This window comes from Pseudoalteromonas undina (genome assembly GCF_000238275.3).
In the GTDB taxonomy this organism is placed as follows: Bacteria; Pseudomonadota; Gammaproteobacteria; order Enterobacterales; family Alteromonadaceae; genus Pseudoalteromonas; species Pseudoalteromonas undina.
The window spans coordinates 379664-403572 of sequence record NZ_AHCF03000002.1; the positions used below are offsets into that span (position 1 = coordinate 379664).

The window sequence follows — 23909 nt, forward strand, 5'->3', positions numbered from 1 at the left end:
AATGACAGCGCAATTTGAACACGTATCCGTATTAATGGACGAAACCATAGATGCACTTGCAATTAAGCCAGACGGCATTTACATGGATGGCACCTTTGGACGTGGCGGGCATTCAGGGCAAATATTAGCGCGCTTGGGCGACGCTGGTCGCTTGCAGGCTATTGATCAGGATCCACAAGCTATAAAGTCAGCAGAAAAGTTTGCCGATGATTCACGTTTTTCGATTGCTCACTCACGGTTCTCAAAGTTATACGAAGTTGCTGAGCAAAACGATCTAATTGGTAAAGTTGATGGCATTTTACTTGATATTGGTGTGTCGTCACCGCAGTTAGATGATGCCGCTCGTGGCTTTAGTTTTATGAAAGACGGCCCGCTTGATATGCGAATGGATCCAAGCACAGGCCGTAGCGCTGCGCAGTGGTTAGCTGAAGCGGAACTAGATGACATTACCCATGTGATCAAAAAGCTAGGTGAAGAAAAGTTTGGTAAGCGCATTGCGCACAAGATATTGGAAGTGCGTGAACATACGCCAATCACTACCACTAAACAGCTCGCAGATTTAGTTGATGAAGCAGTACCTGTTAAAGATAAGTTTAAACATCCTGCAACGCGCACGTTTCAGGCAATTCGTATTTATATCAATAGCGAGTTAGAGGAAATTCAAACCGCACTACAAGCGGCGATTAAAGTTCTTAAGCCGGGTGGTCGCTTAGTTGTAATTTCTTTTCACTCTTTAGAAGATCGCATTGTAAAACAATTTATTAAAAAACAGAGTAAGGGAGAAGCGATACCCAGAGGTCTGCCTTTAACCGACGCACAAATAAATAAAAACCTGACGTTAAAAGCAGTGGGTAAAGCTATTAAACCAAGTGCTGATGAAGTGGCTCGCAATCCACGCTCTCGTAGCTCAGTACTAAGGATTGCACAGAGGTTGGGATGAGTAAAAAAGCGAGTTATCGCCAACCTAATCTATTTATTGAAATAATTAAAGGCCTAGGTGCGAACAAGATCACCTTGGCCTTGTTGGTTGTGATATTCGCGTCAAGTTTGAGCGTGGTGCAGGTAACTCATTTATCTCGTGCGCAATTAATTGAGCAAGATTCGTTACTGCAAGAGCGTGATGAATTGGATTTAGAGTGGCGTTATTTTTTAGTGGAAGAAGAATTTTATTCGCAACATGCACGCATTGAAGAAGTGGCAACGTCACAATTAGAAATGAAGCGGCCAACCAGCCAAGATGAGCAGGTAATTATATTACAATGAGAACGCGAGGCAAAAAACCAGTCAACAACCTAATCGCATGGCGCTTTATTTTAGTGTGTGCGGTGATTTTTTTAGTGTTTGTGACTTTGGTATCGCGCGCCGCATATTTGCAAGTAATTGAACCCGATAAGGCTCGCTCCGAAAGTGACAAGCGTACAGTACGTGTTGAAAAATTGCATGTGCAACGCGGTATGATCTTCGATCGTAACGGTAAAGAGTTAGCTGTTAGTGTGCCTGTAGTCAGTGTGTATGCAGATCCTAAAGCTTTGCATAAATCACTGGTGAGCAAAGTGCTCAGACAAGCCCGTAAAAATGGTGAAGATCAGCAAACTCTGCGTGAAAATGTTGCTGAGCTAAACAAGCGTACCGCCCTGTATTATAAAAACGATTTGCGCTGGCGTGAACTAGCCGATGTACTGCGCATTGAACCGAGCAAAATTAATACCCGACTACTTGATGATCCTACTCGTCGCTTTGTTTACTTAAAACGCCAAGTTACTCCGGCTGTTGCTAATTATATTGGCGATTTACGCCTACCAGGTATTCATTTATTAGATGAATCAAAACGCTATTACCCTGCCGGTGAGGTCAGTGCGCATATCATTGGTTTTACTAATATCGATGGCAAAGGCATTGAAGGCATAGAAAAGCTTTACGAAAATGCACTCACAGGTGAAGAAGGCCGACGTACGATTCGAAAAGATGCTCAAGGACGTGAAGTTGAAGTGCTTGATGAGCGCGAGCGAGTGGAGCCTGAGAGTATTCAACTGAGTATTGATCAGCGTATTCAGGCGATTGCCTACAAAGCGGTTAAATCAGCGGTATTAACTTACAAGGCCACTTCAGGTTCAGCCATGGTGGTTGATGTTAAAACTGGTGAAGTTTTGGCTATGGTAAATAGTCCTTCATTTAATCCTAACAATTTAAGCGGTGCGGCTCCTCATAAGCGTCGTAACCGTGCAATTACCGATTTGTTTGAACCCGGCTCAACCGTTAAGCCTCTAGCCATTTTAGCTGGATTAGACTACGGCACAATCCAACCGGATGACAAAGTTGATACCTACCCAGGCTGGATGCGTTTAGGGGGCAGCTTAGTACAAGATACCCGTAATCATGGTGAAATGACGCTGCGCGAAATTTTAAAGTACTCCAGTAATATGGGCGTAACGAAAATAAGCCAAACCGTGCCCAAAGACTACTTTGTAGGTCTTTACCAAAAGGTGGGTTTTGGTAGTGATAGTGGTACCGGCATGGTCGGGGAAAGCAGTGGTTTATTTTACCCAAACCGTCGTTGGTCAGATCACGAAATTGCCGCACTTTCGTTTGGTTACAATATTGCCGTGAGTACCGCGCAAATGGCTCGTTTTTACGCCATGTTAGGCGCAGGTGGGGTTAACCGCCCACTCACTGTACTAAAGCAAGACTCTATACCTGAAGGTGAACGTGTTTTTCAACAACAAGATGTTGAAGCTGTAGTTCATATGATGGAAAGCGTATTTGAAGAAGGTGGTACCGCACGCCGTATTAAAGTTGATGGTTACCGCGCTGCTGGTAAAACGGGTACTTCTAAAAAGGCCGCTGCAGGTGGTTATGGTGACGAATATGTAGGTTATTTTGCGGGCATTGCCCCAGCAAGTAATCCGCGATTAGCCGTTGTGGTATTAATCAACGAGCCCGGTGGAGATGTTTATTACGGTGGCGCAACGGCAGGTCCGGCGTTTGCAGAAATAATCTCTAATTCATTAAGAATTTTAAACGTTGCCCCAGATAAAGACTCGGTGGCATACGTGAAGGGCAAAGATGATGGTGCGTGATTTACACACAATTTTAAAATATTTAGAAATAGATGCAGCACGTTTAATGGTAAACGAGTTGCGTTTAGACAGCCGCGATGTAAAACCGGGTGATGTGTTTGTGGCAATAAAAGGTCATCAGCTTGATGGCGGACAGTTTATTGATAAAGCAATTGAGAATGGTGCCAGTGCAATTATTGCCGACAGACTGTGTGAGTTTGAAAGTGATTTTGAGCCGCTTTATTTAGTCTCAGAATTAAATAAAAAATTGCCTGTTTTAGCGAGTAAATTTTACCAGCAACCGAGCCTAGAGTTAGACTTAATTGGTGTAACAGGTACTAATGGTAAGTCGACTACTACAGCAATGATTGCTCATTTAGCACAGTTTTGTCGTACCCAAGCCGCAATTATAGGCACGCTCGGTTATGGCCATCCAGATAATTTAACACCGCTACAAAACACCACACCATCAACGGTTGATTTACAGCATATTTTAAGTGACTTAAAAGAGCAGCAACATCGCTTAGTAGCGATGGAAGTATCATCGCATGGTCTAGTGCAGCACCGTGTTGATCAGTGCCATTTCAAAGCGGCGGTTTTTACTAACTTATCTCGCGATCATCTAGATTATCATGGTGACATGGATAGTTACGGTGATGCCAAATTGATGCTGTTTCGTGATTTTGATGCTGCCAATGTCATTCTTAACCAAGATGACGGACAAGCAGAGCAATGGATTGAAAAATATAGCTTTAATAAACTAATTTGTTATGGCCGTAAAAACTTAGCCCCTAAAAACGCTCAGTTTGTGTATTTTTCTGATGTTAGCTATTCGGCAACCGGTATTTCGGCGCAATTAACTACAAGTTGGGGTGATATTGCCATAAAATCACCGTTATATGGTGAATTTAATCTATATAATTTAACCGCTGCTTTAGCCACATTATTAGCGCTAGGTTACCCATTAACGCAATTAGTGGCAGGGTGTGAGTATTTGCAACCTGTAGCAGGCAGAATGCAAGCATTTACAGCGCCAAATATGCCTACTTGCGTAGTTGATTATGCACATACGCCTGATGCACTCGCACTAGCGTTACAAGCGCTGCAACAACATGTACCAGGTGGAGTGAGTTGTGTATTTGGTTGCGGCGGCGACAGAGATAAAGGTAAACGTGTACTAATGGCACAAGCCGCTGAGCAGTTTGCAGACAAAGTGATCATTACCAGTGATAACCCGCGCTCTGAAGATCCCAATGAAATTATTAATGATGTAGCTGCAGGATTAACACACCCACAAAACGCCCATTTAGAGGCCGACCGTGGTGCTGCGATACAATTTGCTATAGATAACGCAAAAGCCGGTGAGGTTATTTTAATTGCCGGTAAAGGGCATGAAGACTATCAAATTATAGGTAACAAACGCATTGATTTTTGCGACCGCCAATTTGTACAACAACAATTAAAACAAGCAGTAAGAGGGTCTCAAGCATGATCCCAATGGATTTTGATTGGCTAGCTAATGTGCTAGCAACCGATTATCAAGGTGATAATCGTCAAGTAATAAATATAAACACCGATACCCGTACTTTATGTGATGGTGAAGTGTTTTTGGCACTTAAGGGCCCTAACTTTGATGGTCATAAGTTTATTGAGCAAGCAAAACAAAAAGGTGCTATTGGAGTCATTGTCGATCACGCTATTGATACCGACATTGCTCAATTTGTAGTTGCCGATACCCGTATTGCATTAGGCACAATTGGAACAGCGGTTATGGCGCAAGTTGCACCTAAAACTATCGCTATTACTGGCAGTGTAGGTAAAACCACAGTTAAAGAAATGTGTGCCGCTATTTTATCAAGTAAAGGGGATGTTTTAGCGACTAAAGGCAACTTCAATAATGATATTGGCGTGCCTCTTACCTTATTGAGATTAGAGCCACAGCATCGTTATGCTGTTATTGAACTCGGTGCAAACCATATTGGTGAAATTGCCTACACTACCGCCATGACCAAACCGGATGTTGCCGTGGTATGTAATGTTGCCGCGGCACATTTAGAAGGTTTTGGTAGCTTACAAGGGGTAGCACAAGCCAAAGGCGAAATTTACGATGGTTTAAAAGACGATGGCATTGCCATTGTTAATTGCGATAGCGAGTTTAGTCAGTATTGGCTTGATAAATTAGCAGCGCGAAAGGTTAAATGTTTTTCTAGCAGTGAAAAACTGGATATTTGGGCTGAGGACATCAGCCTAGATGCACAAGCTCGAGCAAGCTTTATGTTATGTACCAAACAACACAGAGTTCCGGTTACGTTAGCATTGCCAGGCAAGCATAATATTAGCAACGCGCTTATTGCTGCGGCATTAACCAGTGAGTTTGACGTGTCACTTGAAGAAATTGCCAGCGCCCTAGCGACCATGGGTGAAGTTAAAGGGCGGGTTAACCTGATTGAAGCTAGTGATTCACTCACCATTATTGATGATACTTATAATGCCAACGTTAAATCGGTAAAAGCGGCGATTGATTTACTTAGCGATATTCAAGGTCATCGTATTTTGGCTCTCGGTGATATGGGGGAGCTTGGTGAAGATGCTCGTAAGTATCATCAAGAAGTGGGCGAATATGCATTAGCGCAAGGCATTGATGAGCTATTTACACTCGGTGTATTAAGTAAGTCAGCAAGTGATGTATTTGAGCTGCCTAATCGTCACTTTTCAAATCGTGAGCAAATGCTGCAGCAAATTCAAAACAGTATTAGCAAAGTAGATAAAAAAATTACCCTTGTCGTGAAAGGATCACGCAGTTCTCGCATGGAGCTTTTAGTAACCGATTTAGTTAATGGCCAGCAACAAGCCATCAATGGAGTATCATAATGTTAGTTTGGCTGGCTGAGTATTTAACTCAATATTATAGTGGCTTTAATGTTTTTTCGTATTTAACTCTTCGTGCCATTTTAGGTATTTTGACCGCATTAATTATGTCGCTTTATTTGGGGCCAAAGTTAATTCGTGGTTTACAGCGCATGCAAATTGGACAAACAGTACGTGATGATGGTCCGCAATCGCATTTGTCTAAATCGGGTACGCCGACCATGGGTGGCTTACTTATTTTAGCGGCAATATTCACCAGCACTTTATTGTGGGCTGATTTGTCAAATAAATACGTATGGGCCACATTATTTGTGATTGGTTCATTGGGGATTGTTGGCTTTATTGACGATTACCGCAAAGTGATCCGCAAAGATCCTAAAGGACTGATTGCTAAGTGGAAGTATTTTTGGCAATCAGTAATTGCATTGGTTGTAGCAACTGCACTTTACATGACCAGTACCCAAACGACAGAGACATCTCTTGTTGTACCATTTTTTAAAGATGTACTGCCACAGCTAGGACTGTTTTATATCGTAATCACGTATTTTGCATTAGTGGGCACCTCAAACGCGGTAAACTTAACCGACGGACTAGATGGCTTAGCTATTGTGCCAACAATTTTAGTGGCTGCAGCGTTGGCTATTATTGCTTATTTAACCGGTAATATTAACTTTTCAGCTTATTTACATATTCCGCATTTGCCACTTGCCAGTGAATTGGTAGTGGTGTGTACCGCTATTGTGGGTGCAGGGTTAGGCTTTTTATGGTTTAACACCTACCCAGCACAAGTGTTTATGGGCGATGTAGGCTCGTTAGCTCTAGGTGGTGCATTAGGTATTATTGCTGTGCTGGTTCGCCAAGAGTTATTACTTATTATTATGGGGGGCGTGTTTGTAATGGAAGCGCTGTCGGTAATTTTACAAGTTGGCTCTTATAAATTACGCGGCCAACGTATTTTTAAAATGGCGCCGATTCACCACCATTATGAACTTAAAGGATGGCCAGAGCCACGCGTTATTGTGCGCTTTTGGATAATTTCTATTGTGCTAGTGCTCGCTGGCCTTGCGACATTAAAGATCCGATAAATGCAGTATTTAAACGAGATAAAAAATAAAAAAATAACAGTGCTCGGGCTCGGTGTAACCGGCCTGGGCATTGTGCGCTTTTTATTATCTCAAGGAATACAGCCCAATGTAGTCGATAGCCGAGAAAATCCTCCCGGTGTTGATTGGCTCAAGCAACATGCCGCTAATCTAAATACTCACTTTGGTGATTTAAATAACGCGGCGCTCAGTGCTTGCGATATGATCATTATTAGTCCCGGGCTAAGTTTAAAAACCCCTGCGGTTGCACAGGCAATGAATGCAGGTGTAGAAATAATTGGTGATGTTGAGTTATTTGCCCGCATTAACACTAAACCAGTTGTTGCGGTAACAGGTTCAAACGGTAAATCAACGGTAGTAACCCTTGCTTACGAAGTATTAAAAACCGCAGGTTATAAAGTAGCACTGGGCGGCAATATTGGCACAGCTGTACTGGATTTACTTGACGGTGACTTTGATGTATTTGTACTGGAACTATCGAGTTTTCAGCTTGATACCACTGACAGCTTAAAAGCCAGCAGTGCAACTGTGCTTAATATTTCAGAAGATCATCTCGATCGCTATGATAGCTATCAAGCTTATATAGATTCAAAGTTAAGTATTTATAACGGCGCTGAACTTTTAGTTATTAATGCTGACGATAGACAAACCCACCCAGTGAGTCGCACGTTAGCACCACAAGTTAGTTTTGGAGAAACACAAGGTGATTACCACTTAGCACAGCATAATAACGAAGCGCACTTTATGGTAAAGGGCGAAGCTTATTTGCCAGTAAGTACCTTAGCCGTTGTGGGTAAGCATAATTATTTAAATACACTGGCAGTAATGGCGTTACTCAGCCCGTTTGAAATAACTAAAGCGCATTATAAAACTGCGTTAGTTCAATTTAATGGCTTGGCACATCGTTGCCAGTTTGTGGGTGAGTTTAATAGCGTTAAGTATTTTAATGATTCTAAAGCCACCAATGTAGGCGCAACAATTACCGCTATTGATAGTTTAGCGGGTAAGCAACAAAACTTAGTGGTTATTGCTGGTGGCGATGCCAAAGGCGCTGATTTAGAGGCACTTAAACCTTATGTTGAGCAACACGTTAAAGCCCTCATTTGCTTTGGTAAAGATGCAAAAGAGTTAATGGCACTAACTGCTAAAGGTCATTTAACCACTAACATGTCTGAAGCTGTGGCGCTTGCTAAACAATTAAGTACGTCAGGCGATACGGTTTTATTAGCCCCAGCCTGCGCCAGTATAGATATGTATAACAACTATATGCAGCGCGGCGATGATTTTGTGCATTGTGTATTGCAGGAGCTGCCATGATAGCTTTTGCGGATATTAAAGAGGCATTTACTCCTAAACCTTCGGCGCAGCTTTATGATGTGCCGCTCCTTTATTGCATGTTAATGCTAATAGGGGTGGGCTTTGTGATGGTAACTAGTGCTTCAATGCCGACGGCCGATAGGCTGTTTGGCAATATTTATCATTTTACTATCCGCCACGGTATTTTTTTAGGGCTCTCGTTTTGTTTATTTTGCATTAGTACTCAAGTACCTATGTCGTGGTGGAAAAAAGCTAATCCCTACTTATTACTAATCGGCTTAGTGTTGTTATTGGTGGTGCTAATTGTGGGGCGAGAAGTGAATGGTTCGACCCGCTGGATACCTATAGGACCGTTTAATATTCAAGCCTCCGAGCTCGCTAAGTTATTCTTTTTTAGTTATATCGCAGGCTATTTAGTGCGTAAGCGCAGTGAAGTACAAGAAAACATAAAAGGCTTTGCTAAACCCATAGCGGTATTTGCCGTTTATGCGGCACTTATTTTAATGCAGCCCGATTTAGGAACCGTGGTGGTGATGTTTGTTACTACGGTTGGTTTATTGTTTTTAGCTGGTGCTAAGCTTTGGCAATTTTTTGCACTTATTTTAACCGGTATTGCGCTGGTGGTTGGGTTGATTGTGTTTGAGCCCTATCGTATGGCGCGTGTGGTGGGTTTTTTAGAGCCTTGGGACGATCCTTTTGGTAAAGGTTATCAATTAGTACAATCACTGATGGCTTATAGCCAAGGTGATTGGTTTGGCCAAGGCTTAGGTAATAGCGTACAAAAATTACAATATTTACCGGAAGCTCACACCGATTTTATTTTTGCCGTGATTGCTGAAGAACTTGGTTTTATGGGCGTATTGAGTATTTTAATGGTATTAGGGACATTAGTATTTAGAGCGCTACTAATTGGCCAAAATGCGCTTAAAAACGGTAAAGAATATGAAGGCTATTTAGCTTTAGCTATCGGTATTTGGTTTGCATTTCAAACTATGGTTAATGTAGGCGCCAGTGCCGGTATATTACCAACCAAAGGACTAACCCTACCGTTTATTTCCTATGGTGGCTCAAGTTTATTAATGATGACCATAGCCACTGGTATTTTATTACGGGTAGATTTTGAAACGAAGATGGCAACTAAACAGGCCACGTCGGGGGGAGCTAAACGATGAGTAAAAAAATAGTCGTTGTAGCAGGGGGCACAGGTGGACATATTTTCCCGGGGATTGCGGTTGCTGATTATCTCAAACAGCAAGGTTGGCAAGTTAGCTGGATAGGCACTCCTGATAGAATGGAAGCCAGTGTCGTGCCCAAGCACAACATAGAAATTGATTTTATTGATGTAAAAGGCGTGCGAGGTAATGGTTTAAAACGCCTCATTAAAGCGCCATTCATGGTTATTAATGCAATATTGCAGGCGCGTAAAGTATTAAAACAACAACGCCCTGACGTGGTTTTAGCTATGGGCGGCTACGTGACAGGCCCTACGGGTATTGCGGCAAAAAGTCTCGGTATCCCTTTGGTAATTCATGAGCAAAACGCCGTAGCTGGTATGAGCAATAAATGGCTAGCGAAATTTGCGAATCGCGTATTAGCTGCATTTCCAAGTGCTTTTGCCAGTGGTAAAGCTGAGCTGGTGGGTAACCCTGTGCGTCAGAGTGTAGTTGATATACCTAAGCGGGAAATATCAAGTCCAATTAATATGCTTGTAGTGGGTGGCTCACTAGGTGCGCAAGTACTTAACCAAACACTGCCTGAAGCATTTAAGCGCTTAAATGATACCTGTGCCATTAATGTTTGGCACCAAACTGGTAAAGGCCATTTTGCTAGTGTGAGCGAAAGTTACCAGCAGCAACAAATGGGCGATGAACAAGTAACTGTTGCTGAATTTATTGATGATATGGATACCGCTTATAGCTGGGCCGATATTGTGATTTGTCGCGCCGGAGCGCTAACGGTTAGTGAAATTGCTGCAGCAGGTAAAATGGCGGTATTTGTACCGTTTCCACATGCGGTTGATGATCACCAAACAGCAAATGCACAGTATTTAGTAATGGCAGAAGGGGCATTATTAATGCCACAGGGGCAATTTAATCAGCGCAGCATTGTTGAACTTTTAAGTCCCTATTTAGCCGAACCTTTATTAATAACTAAAATGGCTGCTAAAGCAAAGCAGCAGGCTATTTTAGATGCCACAGCCAGCGTCGCTATGCACTGTGAGCAAGTAACAAATAAGAGAATATAAGTGAAACAGACATTAGCAAAAGAAAAATATACACGCCCTGCGATGCGCCGCATTGAAACTATTCATTTTGTAGGAATAGGTGGTGCAGGTATGGGCGGTATTGCAGAAGTATTGGCTTTTGAAGGTTACCGTATTACCGGCTCGGATATAGCGCATAGCGCCATGACCGAGCGTTTAATTCAAGCGGGCGCTGAAGTATTTATTGGCCATCATGAAAATAATGTAAAAGACGCTAATGTGGTGGTGGTTTCAAGTGCAATTGATAAAACAAACCCTGAAATTCAAGCCGCGCAAGCTGCGCGTATTCCGGTGGTTCGCCGTGCAGAAATGTTAGCTGAGCTGATGCGTTTTCGTCATGGTATTGCCATTGCCGGTACCCATGGTAAAACCACAACAACTAGTTTAATTGCCAGCATTTATGCACAAGCAGGGCTCGATCCAACCTTTATTATTGGCGGTTTATTAAATAGTGCTGGCAGCAATGCTAAAGTAGGCAAAAGCGACTTTTTAATCGCTGAAGCGGATGAAAGCGATGCTTCATTTTTGCATTTACAGCCAATGGTATCGGTGATCACTAATATTGAAGAAGATCACATGGAAACTTACGGCGGCAGCTTAGAAAAAATGAAAGATACTTATGTTGAATTCATTCATAACCTGCCGTTTTACGGGCTAGCTGTAGTGTGTATAGATTCAGACGTTGCCGCAGAATTAATACCTCGCTTTGGTCGTCCGGTGATCACTTATGGTGAATCGCAAGATGCTGATTATCGAATGAGTGAATTTAGCCAAACAGCCAATACATGCCAATTTACTGTTACTAATAAACAAGGCGAGAGTTTAACCGCCAAGTTAAATATGCCAGGTAAACACAATGCCCTAAATGCAACCGCAGCGATTGCGGTGGCAAAAGATCAAAACATAGCTAATCATGCAATTTTAGCGGCATTAGGTACTTTTGAAGGCATTGGCCGTCGTTTTCAGCATTATGGTGAATTTGAAAACGAATGCGGTAATGTGATGTTAGTAGATGACTATGGTCATCACCCATCAGAAGTGGCAGCTACCATCACCGCAGCGAGAGAAGGCTGGCCTGATAAGCGTTTAGTGATGGTTTATCAGCCGCATCGCTATACTCGTACTCGCGATTTATACGAAGATTTTGTGAAAGTACTCGCCGAGGTTGATCAGTTGCTATTGCTTGATGTTTACAGTGCAGGCGAAGAGCCGATTGTGGGCGCTGATAGTAAGAGTTTATGCCGCAGTTTACGCCAGCGTGGCAAAGAGCCATTGCATGTAGCTTCAAGCTCAGAGCTTGCAGGTGTACTTGCTAACTGTCTGCAAAATAATGATTTAGTACTTACGCAAGGTGCAGGTAACATAGGTCAGTTAGTTAAAAGTTTAGCAGCAACAAATATGTCGATAGAAAAATTAAAGCAAGGTGAAGTATGACACAGGTAAGTTCCCAGTTTGGTAAAGTAGCGGTGCTGCTAGGTGGAAACTCAGCAGAGCGCGACGTGTCATTAAAATCTGGTCAAGCAGTCCTTAATGCACTTCTTGCCTGTGGCATTGATGCGATTGCGTTTGACCCTCAAAATCGTTCATTGTGGGAATTAAAAGACTTAAACGTTGATCGCGTTTTTATTGCGCTGCATGGTCGAGGTGGTGAAGATGGCACAGTACAAGGTGCTTTAGAGTTTATGAACTTGCCTTACACCGGCAGTAATGTACTGGGTTCAGCATTAGCAATGGATAAAATTCGTTGTAAGCACTTGTTTAAATCGGCAGGCTTAAGCACAGCACCTTATGCGGTAGTTGATGCTAAAAAAGGCTTTGATGCTAAAGCAATTATCGATGAGTTTAAAAAAGTGATGGTAAAACCATCGCACGAAGGCTCAAGTATTGGTATGGCACAAGCAAGCTCTGCAGAAGAGCTTGAAGATGCGCTCAGCAATGCATTTAAGTTCGACAGCCAAGTATTGGTAGAGCAGTGGATCTCGGGGCGCGAATTTACAATTACGGTGCTTGGTGATGAAGTACAACCTGTGATTGAAATGAGCACGCCAAATGGTTTTTATGACTACCAAGCTAAATATCAGTCAAGTACGACACAATATCATTGTCCTGCTGATTTATCACAACCGGATACCCAAAAACTACAAGCAATGGCACTCGATGCGTTTGATTTAGTGGGTGCAAGTGGCTGGGGTCGCGTCGATGCAATGCAAGATCAGCAAGGCCAATTTTACTTGTTGGAAGTAAATACAGTGCCAGGCATGACAGAAAAATCATTGGTGCCAATGGCTGCAAAAGCCAATGGGGCAAGTTTTGAGCAATTAGTTGTTCGCATTTTGGAGCAAACCCTTTAATATGCATCCCTTTTTAGAGAAAGCGCAGCAACTAAAACAGCAACTTAACTGGTCGCTGATTTTTGGAGTGAGCTTTTTTCTGGCTGTGGTGATTGGGTTAATTGAAATAACCAATGGGGTTTCCCATTGGTTAGTTGCAAATAAAGATGCGCAAATTAAGCATCTAACGGTGTTGGGGAGTCCCAAATACACTGATGAAAAAGCAATAACTACCGCGATAAAAAAAGCGGATTTAAGTAGCTTTTTTGAGTTAAACGTAAAGCATGTTCAGCATTTAGTGCAAGAACTACCTTGGGTTGCAACGGTATCGGTAAGAAAGCAATGGCCTGATACTATCCAAGTTTACGTGGTAGAGCATCAAGCAGTCGCTCACTGGAACAGTGATTTATTGATTAACCAAAGCGGCGATGCGTTTGAGGCTAAAAGTGATAAGTTAAGTGCCACATTACCCCAGTTATATGGGCCAGAGGGCAGTGAAAAAGAAGCATGGGTAGCGTTTAAACAATTTGATGAAATGCTTAAAATAAATGCACTAACGCTCACTAGCCTTGCGCTATCTGAGCGGTTTTCGTGGCAACTTTGGTTAGATAATGGCGTGCGTTTAAATTTAGGGCGCAAGGATAAAGCCAAGCGTGTACAGCGTTTTATAGACGTTTATTCACGCATAGAAAAACGTGCTGATGCACAAATAGATGCAATTGATTTACGCTACGATACCGGCCTTGCAGTGAGCTATAAGCCAATGCAAGAACAGCAATTATAATAAAGAGTAAGGCATGACTAAGTCAGCAGAAAGAAACCTAGTGATTGGATTAGACGTAGGCACTTCGAAAGTGGTGGCCACGGTAGGTGAAATCACCACAGATAACAAGCTCAGCATTGTTGGCGTGGGGAGCCAAGTATCTCATGGAATGGATAAAGGCGGCGTTAACGATTTAAATTTAGTGTCTGAGTCTATTCGCCGCGCAATTGATGAAGCCGAATTGATGGCTGATTGTCGTATTAGCTCGGTTTATTTGGGCATTTCTGGCAAACATATTCAATGTCAGAACGAAAGCGGTGTTGTCGCTATTAATAATACTGAAGTAACCGATGAAGACATTGAAAATGTAATCCATATTGCTCGCTCAGTACCAATTTCAGCTGAACGCAAAATGTTGCATGCCTTGCCACAAGAGTACAGCATTGACATGCAAGAGGGGATTAAAAACCCACTTGGCATGAGTGGTGTGCGTATGGAAGCACGTGCGCATATTATTACCTGCTCCAACGATATGGCTAAAAATATAGAAAAATGTGTTGAACGTTGTGGGCTTGAAGTTGACCAACTTATATTCACTGCGCTTGCCTCTTGTTACTCCGTACTGACGGACGATGAAAAAGAGCTAGGTGTTGCGGTGCTAGATATCGGTGGTGGTACTATGGATATCACTATTTATATTAATGGTGCACTGCGTCATTCTGCGGTTATTCCGGTGGCGGGCAACCAAGTAACCGGCGATATTGCAAAAATATTTCGCACACCTATATCACATGCAGAGTCACTCAAAGTACAATATGCCTGTGCAAGTAGCCAAATGGCGAGCAGCGAAGACACGATTGAAGTGCCAAGCGTAGGTGGACGACCAGCAAGACTGATGTCAAGACACACGTTATCAGAAGTGGTTGAGCCACGTTTTAGAGAATTATTTGAACTGGCGATGGAAGAAATTCGTCGCTCAGGATTAGAAGACCAAATTGCAGCAGGTCTCGTCATTACTGGCGGAACTGCTAAAATGGCTGGCGCAATGGAAGTGGCTGAAGATATTTTTCAGATGCCAGTAAGAATAGGTAAACCAATTGGTGTAGTAGGTTTAACTGATTATGTTGATGATCCATCGTACGCAACCGCTGTAGGTTTGTTACAATACGGGCGTACTATGCAGTCGATGAATGCACAAAAGTCGAAAGCGGATGATAATAATAATTGGTGGAATCGCATCACAAAATGGTTTCAAGGCGAGTTTTAGTACTCAAGTCGGAGAGTAAATATGTTTGATATAATGGAACAACACAGCGAAGAAGCTGTAATAAAAGTAATCGGTGTAGGCGGTGGCGGCGGTAACGCAGTTGAGCACATGGTAAAACAACAAATAGAAGGCGTTCGTTTTATCGCAGCCAATACGGATGCGCAAGCATTACGTAATTCAGCCGCTGATGTAACAGTACAATTAGGCACGCAAATAACCTCTGGGTTAGGTGCGGGGGCTAACCCTGAAGTAGGTCGTGAATCGGCTGAAGAAGATGCCGAAACCATTCGTGCTAGCCTTGAAGGTGCCGATATGGTGTTTATTGCGGCAGGTATGGGCGGCGGTACAGGTACCGGTGCTGCGCCAGTCGTGGCTAAAATTGCTAAAGAGCTGGGTATTTTAACTGTTGCTGTGGTAACCCGTCCGTTTGATTTTGAAGGTAAAAAGCGTGCCGCTGCTGCAGAGCAAGGTATTAGCGAATTATCTGAAATTGTGGACTCGTTAATTACTATTCCAAATAACAAGTTACTAAAAGTATTGGGTAAAGGAACAACTTTACTGGATGCATTTGCTAAAGCAAATGACGTATTGTTTGGTGCGGTACAAGGTATTGCTGAGCTAATCACTCGCTCGGGTCTAATTAACGTGGATTTCGCCGACGTACGTACAGTTATGTCTGCAATGGGCACAGCGATGATGGGCACTGCATCTGCGTCGGGTCCTGATCGTGCACAAGAAGCAGCAGAAGCTGCTATTTCAAGCCCGCTTCTAGAAGACGTAGATTTAACCGGTGCTAAAGGCATTTTGGTTAACATTACTGCGGGTATGGATATCGCGATTGAAGAATTTGAAATTGTGGGTAATCACGTTAAGGCGCTAGCGTCTGAAAACGCAACGGTTGTTGTTGGCGCGGTAATTGACCCAGAAATGACGGATGAGCTACGTGTAACCGTGGTTGCAACCGGCTTAGGCGGCGATCGTCGTCCACAGTTTGGTATTGTAGATAACGGTTTCAAAAAAGCGTCAGGCTCTGATGTAACTAGCTCAAGCACACAAACAAGCAGCAGCATGTACGTACCTAGCTTTGCAAGCCAAGGCACAAGCACGACTGAAGAGCCTGCAACGACATCGCAAACTGAATCAAAAGAGCAAAGCAGCACATCGACTAGCTCTTCAAGTTCAGCAACGAATACGTCGTCAAGTAGTGCTAATAAAACAGATAAGTCTGAGGGTGGCGATTATTTCGACATTCCTGCTTTTTTACGTAAACAAGCAGACTAATTAAAAACAGTACTTTTGTGCGAAATGTGAACAAATGTTGTAGTTATACCGTATTTATGTTACACTCCGCCGTCTAACTGTAATATATACTTAAAGTGAGCGAACCTATGATTAAACAGCGTACGATTGCACAAGTAGTCAAAGCCATAGGAATTGGACTTCATAAAGGTGAGAAGGTCACAATAACTCTCCGACCTGCGAGCGCAAATACTGGGATTGTATTTCGTCGTGTCGACCTTGATCCGGTTGTTGATTTTGAAACAACACCTGAAGCCGTTGGTGATACGCAATTGTGTACCTGTTTAATCAACAAAGATGGTGTTCGCTTATCAACTACTGAGCATTTAATTGCAGCTGTTGCGGCCATGGGTATCGACAATCTGATTGTTGAACTTGATAGCTCAGAAGTTCCAATAATGGATGGTAGTGCATTGCCATTCATTTATTTATTACAAAAAGGCGGCATTGAAGAGCAAAATGTTGCAAAACGTTTCATTCGTATTAAAGAAAAAGTACGTATTGAAGAAGGCGACAAATGGGCCGAAGTAGAACCTTACGACGGATTCCATATCGACTTTGAAATTGCCTTTGATCACCCTGCAATTAATGAAAGCCGCCAACGCATTGGCTTAGATATTACCGCACAAAGCTTCACTGAAGAAATTAGCCGTGCGCGTACTTTTGGCTTTATGAAAGATATTGAATACATGCATGCTAATAACCTTGCACTAGGTGGTAGCATGGATAGTGCAGTGGTACTTGATGAATTTAAAGTTTTAAATCCAAACGGTCTGCGTTACCCAGACGAGTTCGTCAAGCATAAGATACTAGACTGTGTAGGTGACATGTTTATGACAGGTCATAACCTTTTAGGTAAAGTAACTGCATTTAAATCAGGTCATGATTTAAATAACAAGTTACTACGCAAAATTATGGCAACCGAGTCAGCATGGGAGTGGGCAACCTTTGAAACGCCTGTTTCGATGCCTGCACCCGGCCTTGAATTAGCAAACGCCTAATCAGTTAATCGCTTACATACAGTTATAAAAAATGACGCTTATTAGCGTCATTTTTTTTGGCTGTTTGTAACCACAACCAGTCAGGTATTACAGACCTAAAATAGTTTGTAACTGTTTTAACTCAGTGACTTGGTACGTTGGCTTAATACCTTCAGGTAAGATTACCCCAGGGTGCTGTAACCAGCAGGTGTCTATGCCTGCATTTCGTCCACCAAGAATATCACTGCTGGCGGTATCACCTACCATTAAAATTTGTTCTTTCGGTGGATTCCCCATTAAATTAAAGGTGTGCTCAAATATCTCTTTTGCAGGCTTAGCAATACCTACTTTTTCAGAGATTACCAGCCAATCGAACATATCTTGCAGCCCCGTATGTGCTAAGCGACGTGCTTGCAGCTGACTAAAGCCATTAGTGATAATACCTAATTTGGCATGAGGTTTAAGGGCGTTTAATAATTCAACCGCACCGGGTAAAGGCATACAAATTTCAGCCATTGCCGATAAAAAGTCATCATTGAGCTGCTGGGCTGGAACATTAAGCTTATTTGCCAGCTCACTAAAGCGAGTTACTTGCAGGTGGTTTGCGGTAATTTCGTTATTTTGATAGGCAATCCATAATGGCTTATTGGTATTTTGGTAATGTTCATAATCTGCTTTGGTAAAATCCATGCCATAAGCTGCCAACATTTTTTGTAAGCCAGCAAAGGCATTAAAGCTAAATAAGGTTTCGTCGGCATCAAATAATACGTAGTTATACTTCATTAAAACATCCGTTATTGATTATATAAAGTGGGATTAAGAAAAGGCGCCATGGCGAGAGTCAGCGCTTGAGTATAGGTACTTTCTCGTGTCGCATGATGATCAGTTAATAAACCAATAGCACCCCCTTGTTGCTTAATATTGGTGGTATTAAAAGCCTTATCCATCACATCTCCGAGCTCTTCACCTTGCAGCAATGCTTTATAAAAAACCGAAGGCAAAGGTAAGTTACTGCTTCGTCCTGTAACTTGCTGTGCGCCGTCATCAATAACAACATAGGCAAAGGTTGCTGCACCATAGCTAAATTGCGCTGCGCCGCCTTCCATCGCTATGTAGTAGTCTGCTTGATGCTGTGCTTTACAGTAGTTAACTCGGTTTTGCGCTCCCAAACACGTTTGTTCTTCGCCTATAGGCTGATCGGGTACATCAGAGGGGGCGTGAACGCCACTACATTCAATTATATGCTCAGGGAAATACATCGCAAAAATGTGTTTAGCGGCATTTACTTTTACTGGGTTTTTAGACCCGACAACAATTTTAATGGCTTGCGACATACTACTCTCATCATACTTAAAATCAGCAGTGTACGTGAGTTAGACTAAACAAAAAAGAGCAGAATGTATTTGCGATCACTTGATAAAAGAAATGATCAGCTCCATAAGATCATCATATGTTGTTAGATCTTCTAAACCAAAAAGCCTCTAACAGATTATCGATACACTTAAATAGGAATTTCAGGTGGGGCTAATTTTGCTAAGGCGCGTTTTTTCAAAATAATATCTTTGATCAGTGGCGTAAGCACTAGCTCCATAGCGAGTCCCATTTTGCCACCGGGTACTACAAGCGTATTGATCCGCGACATAAAGCTGCCTTCAATCATGCGTAAATAATACGGGAAATCAACGTCATCAATGCCCCTAAAGCGAATAACAACAAAGCTTTCATCAAGGGAGGGGATATCTTTTGCGCTAAATGGGTTGGAGGTATCAACGGTGGGTACTCGCTGAAAGTTAATATGAGTACGAGAAAACTGCGGCGTTATATGATTAATGTAGTCATCCATACTGCGTACAATCGAGTCCATTACTTTTTCACGAGAATGGCCGCGTTCTGAGGTATCGCGAATAAGCTTTTGGATCCACTCAAGGTTAATAATTGGCACCATGCCTATGAGTAAATCAACATGCTTAGCAACATCATGATCTTCGTCGACCACGCCGCCATGTAAGCCTTCGTAAAACATTAAATCTGTATTTTGCTCAAGCTCTTGCCAAGGAGTAAATGTTCCAGGTAACTGGTTATAAGGCACGGCCTCATCAAAGGTATGTAAATAACGGCGCAGTTTACCTTCGCCTGTTTCACCATACTTGGTAAATAAGTCTTCTAATGCACCAAAGTCATTGGCTTCTCGGCCAAAATAACTTATGTGTTTACTTTCTTGTTGGGCTTCTCGAATTTTTTTGTCCATTTCAGGACGTGTGTAACGATGAAAGCTATCACCTTCAATAAATGCAGCATTGATATCGAGGCTGCGGAAAATATGCTTCACGGCATTGGTGGTGGTTGTAGTGCCTGCTCCAGATGAGCCGGTGATTGCAATAATAGGGTGTTTAGCTGACATGTTTGTTCTCTTTTTTATGACCCGTTAGTTATAAAGACCTTACTAAGCTAGGTCAAGTGACGTCATCAGTAAATAACGTTATCATGAGGTGCTTAAAATTAAAACGAGAGAAAGCATGAAACTGATCAAACCGTTGTTAGGGCTAATAACAATTAATGCTTTAACATTGGGCGTTGCCCAGGCAAATATGCCTAAAAGTCAAATACTGCTTGCCGATTTAAATACTCCGCATGGCATACGCGTAAGCATTATTAGTGATAAAACCAGCTACAACAATCAGCCTCACTTAACCGATACTGGCCTTTATTATACGCGTGAGGTAATCAGTAATAATCAGAGCCAAACTGATATTGCGCTTTACGATTTATCATCAAAACAAACCTCTATGATCACCAATACAGCTATAAGTGAGTATTCGCCAACAGTAACACCGAGTGGTGATAGTTTATCTGCTATCGTGGTTGAAGAAGATGGCAAACAAAAGTTATGGCAATATCCGCTGAGTACAGAGCAGGCGCCAAGTCGTATTTTTGATTGGATTGAGCCTGTGGGCTACCACGCTTGGGGTAATAACAACGATTTAGTGATGTTTATTTTAGGTGAGCCACATACATTACAATATACCTCGGTTGTTGCGGCTAAAGGTGAAGTTGTTGCAAATAACATTGGTCGCACACTTATTTACGATAAATCGCAAAGTGAATTTTTATTTAGTCATAGTAAAAATGGCCAGCACCAGTTAGCCCGTTTTGATCCTCAAACTAAGCAGGTAAGCAACATCCTTAGGCTGCCAAACCAAGTACAAGACTTCATCTTAAAAGATGAAAATACTATTGCTTACGCAGTTAAAAACCGTATTTATCAACGAAAATTAACAGCTGGATCTGACATATCTCAATGGCTCGATTTAAGCCAATATTGTGATACTGAAATAAGCCGGTTGAGTTATAAAAATCAGCAATTAGCGTTTGTATGTAGTGTTAAATAAGCACTAAATAATAAATTTCGGACTTTCACTCATGCATGAGTTAGTCTGACCCCCTATTAAATAAAAAGGAAAGTCACGTGGCATTTAGCGCAGACGAGTTAACAGAGCAGCTGATAAAACTAGAGTGTAGAAGTAACTTTAAAATAAAAAACATTGCTGAGTATATGCTAGCAAACTCTAAAGAAGCGTTTTACACCCATGCCGAAACGGGGAAAGGTAAAATTGTGATCCGCCCTGCATTTGAAGTGTTTAGTGATGACTTTACTGATATTGATGGGGTTGTGCGTACTCAAGGTTATTTTCATAGCAGTGAAATGACCCGTTTTCCCACTCGTATTTATAAAAGCGCACAGCCTATTCATTATGGTGTCGCTTTTAAAATTAACTCTGAACAAGCGGCAAAAGAGTTTATAGCTAAGCTAACCATGATTATTGGTGGTTAATAGAATGGTGCAGGGCTAAAGGCAAAAGGTGCAAGATAAAATCTTCAACCTTTAACCTTTATAACCCTTAATCTTTGTCTTTAATCACTAGCTCTAAAAGGGCTGCGCCTCTTAATCTCTTTGTGAATAAACTTTTTAAGATTTTATACACAAAGAGAAGACAATGAGAAAACATCAGCCATTAGCCCGAGTTTGAGCTTTTCGGCCCGTTACCCGTCGCCCGCAGCCCCCTATCCTTTGAGCTTTAACTTATTTACTATTCAAAAAGCTATTTACTGATTTGAGTTCACGGTTTTTAAGTGCAATACAGTCATTAGTACTTTCTGCAAGCTTACTTAATGTGCGCGCATAGCCAGGTACGTCATCAAGTTTAGCGTCAAAGAACGTTTGCGTTTTCGCTAAACTTTCAGCATCACAGCTAGCAGTAGTAAAGTAAGGTAAGTTAGGCACAAAAAATGGTGGCAAACTTGCTGTTACTTTATCGTAGTTGCTATATATCCAATCAATAAAGAGTGCTTGGCGTTCATCGGTGTAACTTTGCCCCGATAAAATAGTACGCATATCAGAAGCGGTTACTTCATCGGTTAAGCTATATGCAAGCACTGCTTTTTGGAGTTCAGGTTTACCAAAATAACCCATTGCTGCCAACATATTGGTACGAACTTGTGGATCTTTAGTGGTTTTAAAGGTTGCCATAAACTGATCAAGCAGCGCTTTATCACCATGAAAAGCCGCAAGACGTAAGTAAGTACCCGCTAAATAAGGGTCTACTTTTTGTGGATCTTTTAAGTAGGCAGCTGTTTGCTGCTTAGCTTTATTGATCACATTTTTATCTTCACCATCAAAGCCTAAGCGTGATACCACCGCAGCTCGCAATTGAGCAACAGCGCCATCTTCCCCCATTCTTGCTTCTAGGCCATATTTTTTAGCGGCAGGCATGACTGCATTTTGAATAAATGTAGGCCATAAATCTTTGTTGCTGTCGTCTTTAAAGGTACGCTGCTGAGATGCTAAATAACCTAAAGCAGTGTTAGCTACGCGTGGATGACTATCACTGGCAAATACTTCAAGCGTTTGCATCAGCTTAGCCGCAGAAATTACACCTGCGTCAAGTAAGGCGTCAGTAGCTGATAACAATGCAAGGCGCTCGCGGTCGTTTAATACGCTTGCTGCATTATCAATTAGTGCGTTAAATTGCGCATCGTCCATGACCCAGCGGTAGTAACCTAGCGCACCTTGGTCTGGATATATCCACTCTGGCTCAAAATCTAACTCTAGCGTTTGGTTTTGTTTATTAAGTAATACACTGGCAGTTTTTACTTTATCGCCTTTACCGTACTTAATGGCAACGGGTACATTCCAAAGTTGGGCTGGAGCATCAACACCGGCATTAGCAAAACGGCTTTGCGAAATAGTGATAGTTTTACCTTGCTGATCAACCTTGATTAAAGGAAATGACGATTGTTCAATAAATGATTTTAAAACACTCGCCACATCTTTATTTGAAGCCTTACCGAGTGCTTCCCATAAATCGGCGGCTTCGGCATTTTTATATGAGAACTCTTTTAAGTAATTTTGAATACCAGCTTGAAATGCATCTTCACCAATCCAATTTTCAACCATCGCCAGTACTGAGCTGCCTTTGCTGTATGCAAGGCCTAAACCGTCCATAATATCGGCTTCAGTTTTAATTGGTTTACGAATTGGCTTAGTGCTTAAGCGAGCATCTAACGCCATTACATTGTTTTGTGGTAAATCTAGGTGTGATTCAAACTCAGGGTTAAGTTGCTTAGTAATTTTTGCTGCCATCCAGCTAGCAAACGCTTCGTTTAACCATAAGTCGTTCCACCACTTCATAGTCACTAAGTTACCGTACCATTGGTGAGCTAATTCATGGGCAATAATAGAGACATTACGTTGCTTTTTACTACGCGTTGCAGCTTCTAAATCAACCAGAAGAATATCTTCGCGGTAAGTCACTAAACCTGAGTTTTCCATTGCCCCAAACGGAAACTCTGGAACAGCCACTGAATCTAACTTTTTATATACGTAAGGAATACCAAAGTACTCTTCAAGTGCGCCCAGTACTTTAGGCATATTCTCTTTTGCATACTGTGCTAAATGAATTTTACCCTGTGGAGTAATTACACGGCCAGGAATTGGCATACCCTTAATCTCTAGCTCTTCAAACGGGCCTACAGCCATAGCTACTAAGTATGATGGAATTGGTGGCGTTTTATCAAAGTAATGGGTAGTCATATCGCCATTCACTGTCGTTTTTAACTCAGGTGTATTTGAATACACTTTTTGTGAAGTGGGGGCGGTAATAGTTAACTGAAATGGAATTTTATAGCTTGGTTCGTCAAATACAGGAAACGCTCGACGGGCATCGCTCATTTCAAATTGGGTGAAAAGATAAGGAACGCCTTGATCTAGGGTTTTATATAGCCCCACACTTTGGCGATTATATGGCGCTGAGAAATCAATTTTTAAAGTGTATTTACCCGGCAGAATTTGCTCTTCGCAGCTAAATTTAACTTTACCGGTTTTAAGCATTTCGCTGTTTAAGTCGCAGTTTTGCTCACCCAATAGTTGAACCATTTTGGTTGCGTAATCAACACCATTAAGTTCAATGTAGCGTGTTGGTTTAAGCACCTCCAAACTGATTTCAGTCATTCCTGTAAAAGTATCCTGACTTGGGTCGAGCGTTAAAGCGACTTTTTGTGAACTTGGCTTTGCGAGCTTTTCAATGACGAACTCATTAGCGTTAGCAGCATTTATCGCAAGCGCAACGCTCACGGTTAAGAGGCTTTTAAAAAACATAGTTATCC

At 42.1% G+C, this 23909-nt stretch carries 21 protein-coding genes; 17 read left to right on the top strand and 4 right to left on the bottom strand.

Annotation, left to right across the window (positions count from 1 at the left end):
• The first annotated feature begins 1 nt into the window (after position 1).
• From rsmH to lpxC, 15 genes are all read left to right on the top strand, one after another.
• Positions 2–940 carry a 16S rRNA (cytosine(1402)-N(4))-methyltransferase RsmH gene (gene rsmH / locus PUND_RS02405; protein WP_010390683.1) on the top strand — a complete coding sequence of 313 codons (939 nt, stop codon included), beginning with the start codon at positions 2–4 and terminating at the stop codon, positions 938–940.
• Entirely contained in the window at positions 937–1263 is a 327-nt protein-coding gene (gene ftsL / locus PUND_RS02410; protein WP_010390691.1) for a cell division protein FtsL, read from the top strand. Before rsmH ends, ftsL begins: the two co-directional genes overlap by 4 nt.
• The gene (locus PUND_RS02415) at positions 1260–3077 is read left to right on the top strand and encodes a peptidoglycan glycosyltransferase FtsI (protein WP_010390693.1); all 1818 of its coding nucleotides are present in this window, start codon (positions 1260–1262) and stop codon (positions 3075–3077) included. Before ftsL ends, PUND_RS02415 begins: the two co-directional genes overlap by 4 nt.
• The gene (gene murE, locus PUND_RS02420) at positions 3070–4548 is read left to right on the top strand and encodes a UDP-N-acetylmuramoyl-L-alanyl-D-glutamate--2,6-diaminopimelate ligase (protein ID WP_041709199.1); all 1479 of its coding nucleotides are present in this window, start codon (positions 3070–3072) and stop codon (positions 4546–4548) included. The genes PUND_RS02415 and murE overlap by 8 nt, the downstream gene beginning before the upstream one ends.
• Entirely contained in the window at positions 4545–5927 is a 1383-nt protein-coding gene (locus tag PUND_RS02425) for a UDP-N-acetylmuramoyl-tripeptide--D-alanyl-D-alanine ligase (RefSeq protein WP_010390696.1), read from the top strand. Before murE ends, PUND_RS02425 begins: the two co-directional genes overlap by 4 nt.
• On the top strand, positions 5927–7009 hold the full coding sequence (mraY, locus tag PUND_RS02430; protein WP_010390697.1) for a phospho-N-acetylmuramoyl-pentapeptide-transferase: 1083 nt from the start codon (positions 5927–5929) through the stop codon (positions 7007–7009). Before PUND_RS02425 ends, mraY begins: the two co-directional genes overlap by 1 nt.
• Complete coding sequence (gene murD, locus PUND_RS02435) at positions 7010–8344, top strand: UDP-N-acetylmuramoyl-L-alanine--D-glutamate ligase (protein ID WP_010390698.1); 1335 nt, start codon at positions 7010–7012, stop codon at positions 8342–8344.
• Positions 8341–9516 (top strand): cell division protein FtsW, encoded by a 1176-nt coding sequence (gene ftsW, locus PUND_RS02440; RefSeq protein ID WP_010390699.1) that lies wholly within the window; start codon positions 8341–8343, stop codon positions 9514–9516. The genes murD and ftsW overlap by 4 nt, the downstream gene beginning before the upstream one ends.
• Positions 9513–10589 (top strand): undecaprenyldiphospho-muramoylpentapeptide beta-N-acetylglucosaminyltransferase, encoded by a 1077-nt coding sequence (gene murG, locus PUND_RS02445; protein WP_010390701.1) that lies wholly within the window; start codon positions 9513–9515, stop codon positions 10587–10589. The genes ftsW and murG overlap by 4 nt, the downstream gene beginning before the upstream one ends.
• A gap of 42 nt (positions 10590–10631) precedes the next feature.
• A complete protein-coding gene (gene murC, locus PUND_RS02450) occupies positions 10632–12041 on the top strand; it encodes a UDP-N-acetylmuramate--L-alanine ligase (RefSeq protein WP_217697118.1) in 1410 nt (469 codons plus the stop codon).
• Positions 12038–12958 (top strand): D-alanine--D-alanine ligase, encoded by a 921-nt coding sequence (locus tag PUND_RS02455; RefSeq protein ID WP_010390703.1) that lies wholly within the window; start codon positions 12038–12040, stop codon positions 12956–12958. Before murC ends, PUND_RS02455 begins: the two co-directional genes overlap by 4 nt.
• Position 12959: 1 nt before the next feature.
• Positions 12960–13721: a cell division protein FtsQ/DivIB gene (locus PUND_RS02460; RefSeq protein WP_010390704.1), complete on the top strand. Its 762-nt coding sequence runs from the start codon at positions 12960–12962 to the stop codon at positions 13719–13721.
• Positions 13722–13734: 13 nt separating this feature from the next.
• Positions 13735–14967, top strand: coding sequence for a cell division protein FtsA (gene ftsA / locus PUND_RS02465; RefSeq protein ID WP_010390705.1), 1233 nt, complete (start codon positions 13735–13737; stop codon positions 14965–14967).
• A gap of 21 nt (positions 14968–14988) precedes the next feature.
• Positions 14989–16248, top strand: a complete 1260-nt coding sequence (ftsZ, locus tag PUND_RS02470) for a cell division protein FtsZ (RefSeq protein WP_010390706.1) — start codon at positions 14989–14991, stop codon at positions 16246–16248.
• 107 nt (positions 16249–16355) lie between these two features.
• Positions 16356–17267: a UDP-3-O-acyl-N-acetylglucosamine deacetylase gene (gene lpxC, locus PUND_RS02475; RefSeq protein ID WP_010390707.1), complete on the top strand. Its 912-nt coding sequence runs from the start codon at positions 16356–16358 to the stop codon at positions 17265–17267.
• A gap of 87 nt (positions 17268–17354) precedes the next feature.
• Here the strand turns inward: lpxC and yjjG are convergent, their stop codons facing one another.
• From yjjG to PUND_RS02490, 3 genes are all read right to left on the bottom strand, one after another.
• Complete coding sequence (gene yjjG / locus PUND_RS02480) at positions 17355–18029, bottom strand: pyrimidine 5'-nucleotidase (RefSeq protein WP_010390717.1); 675 nt, start codon at positions 18027–18029, stop codon at positions 17355–17357.
• A gap of 11 nt (positions 18030–18040) precedes the next feature.
• Positions 18041–18580, bottom strand: a complete 540-nt coding sequence (gene yjjX, locus PUND_RS02485; RefSeq protein WP_010390719.1) for an inosine/xanthosine triphosphatase — start codon at positions 18578–18580, stop codon at positions 18041–18043.
• Positions 18581–18747: 167 nt separating this feature from the next.
• Positions 18748–19647: a phosphoribulokinase gene (locus PUND_RS02490; RefSeq protein ID WP_008114793.1), complete on the bottom strand. Its 900-nt coding sequence runs from the start codon at positions 19645–19647 to the stop codon at positions 18748–18750.
• Positions 19648–19762: 115 nt separating this feature from the next.
• Between PUND_RS02490 and PUND_RS02495 the strand changes: the two genes are divergently transcribed.
• Together PUND_RS02495 and PUND_RS02500 are read left to right on the top strand one after the other, a co-directional pair.
• Complete coding sequence (locus PUND_RS02495; RefSeq protein WP_010390721.1) at positions 19763–20635, top strand: TolB-like translocation protein; 873 nt, start codon at positions 19763–19765, stop codon at positions 20633–20635.
• Between the two features lie 77 nt (positions 20636–20712).
• Positions 20713–21078, top strand: coding sequence for a hypothetical protein (locus tag PUND_RS02500; protein WP_008114788.1), 366 nt, complete (start codon positions 20713–20715; stop codon positions 21076–21078).
• 249 nt (positions 21079–21327) lie between these two features.
• Here PUND_RS02500 and PUND_RS02505 read toward each other — a convergent pair whose 3' ends face one another.
• Positions 21328–23901, bottom strand: coding sequence for a M1 family metallopeptidase (locus tag PUND_RS02505; protein WP_010390724.1), 2574 nt, complete (start codon positions 23899–23901; stop codon positions 21328–21330).
• Between the last annotated feature and the right edge of the window lie 8 nt (positions 23902–23909).

Coding starts and splice junctions, on each gene's coding strand:
- rsmH (WP_010390683.1), top strand. CDS start 2: ATGACAGCGCAATTTGAACACGTATCCGTATTAATGGACGAAACCATA.
- ftsL (WP_010390691.1), top strand. CDS start 937: ATGAGTAAAAAAGCGAGTTATCGCCAACCTAATCTATTTATTGAAATA.
- PUND_RS02415 (WP_010390693.1), top strand. CDS start 1,260: ATGAGAACGCGAGGCAAAAAACCAGTCAACAACCTAATCGCATGGCGC.
- PUND_RS02425 (WP_010390696.1), top strand. CDS start 4,545: ATGATCCCAATGGATTTTGATTGGCTAGCTAATGTGCTAGCAACCGAT.
- mraY (WP_010390697.1), top strand. CDS start 5,927: ATGTTAGTTTGGCTGGCTGAGTATTTAACTCAATATTATAGTGGCTTT.
- murD (WP_010390698.1), top strand. CDS start 7,010: ATGCAGTATTTAAACGAGATAAAAAATAAAAAAATAACAGTGCTCGGG.
- ftsW (WP_010390699.1), top strand. CDS start 8,341: ATGATAGCTTTTGCGGATATTAAAGAGGCATTTACTCCTAAACCTTCG.
- murG (WP_010390701.1), top strand. CDS start 9,513: ATGAGTAAAAAAATAGTCGTTGTAGCAGGGGGCACAGGTGGACATATT.
- murC (WP_217697118.1), top strand. CDS start 10,632: ATGCGCCGCATTGAAACTATTCATTTTGTAGGAATAGGTGGTGCAGGT.
- PUND_RS02455 (WP_010390703.1), top strand. CDS start 12,038: ATGACACAGGTAAGTTCCCAGTTTGGTAAAGTAGCGGTGCTGCTAGGT.
- PUND_RS02460 (WP_010390704.1), top strand. CDS start 12,960: ATGCATCCCTTTTTAGAGAAAGCGCAGCAACTAAAACAGCAACTTAAC.
- ftsA (WP_010390705.1), top strand. CDS start 13,735: ATGACTAAGTCAGCAGAAAGAAACCTAGTGATTGGATTAGACGTAGGC.
- ftsZ (WP_010390706.1), top strand. CDS start 14,989: ATGTTTGATATAATGGAACAACACAGCGAAGAAGCTGTAATAAAAGTA.
- lpxC (WP_010390707.1), top strand. CDS start 16,356: ATGATTAAACAGCGTACGATTGCACAAGTAGTCAAAGCCATAGGAATT.
- yjjG (WP_010390717.1), bottom strand. CDS start 18,029: ATGAAGTATAACTACGTATTATTTGATGCCGACGAAACCTTATTTAGC.
- yjjX (WP_010390719.1), bottom strand. CDS start 18,580: ATGTCGCAAGCCATTAAAATTGTTGTCGGGTCTAAAAACCCAGTAAAA.
- PUND_RS02490 (WP_008114793.1), bottom strand. CDS start 19,647: ATGTCAGCTAAACACCCTATTATTGCAATCACCGGCTCATCTGGAGCA.
- PUND_RS02495 (WP_010390721.1), top strand. CDS start 19,763: ATGAAACTGATCAAACCGTTGTTAGGGCTAATAACAATTAATGCTTTA.
- PUND_RS02505 (WP_010390724.1), bottom strand. CDS start 23,901: ATGTTTTTTAAAAGCCTCTTAACCGTGAGCGTTGCGCTTGCGATAAAT.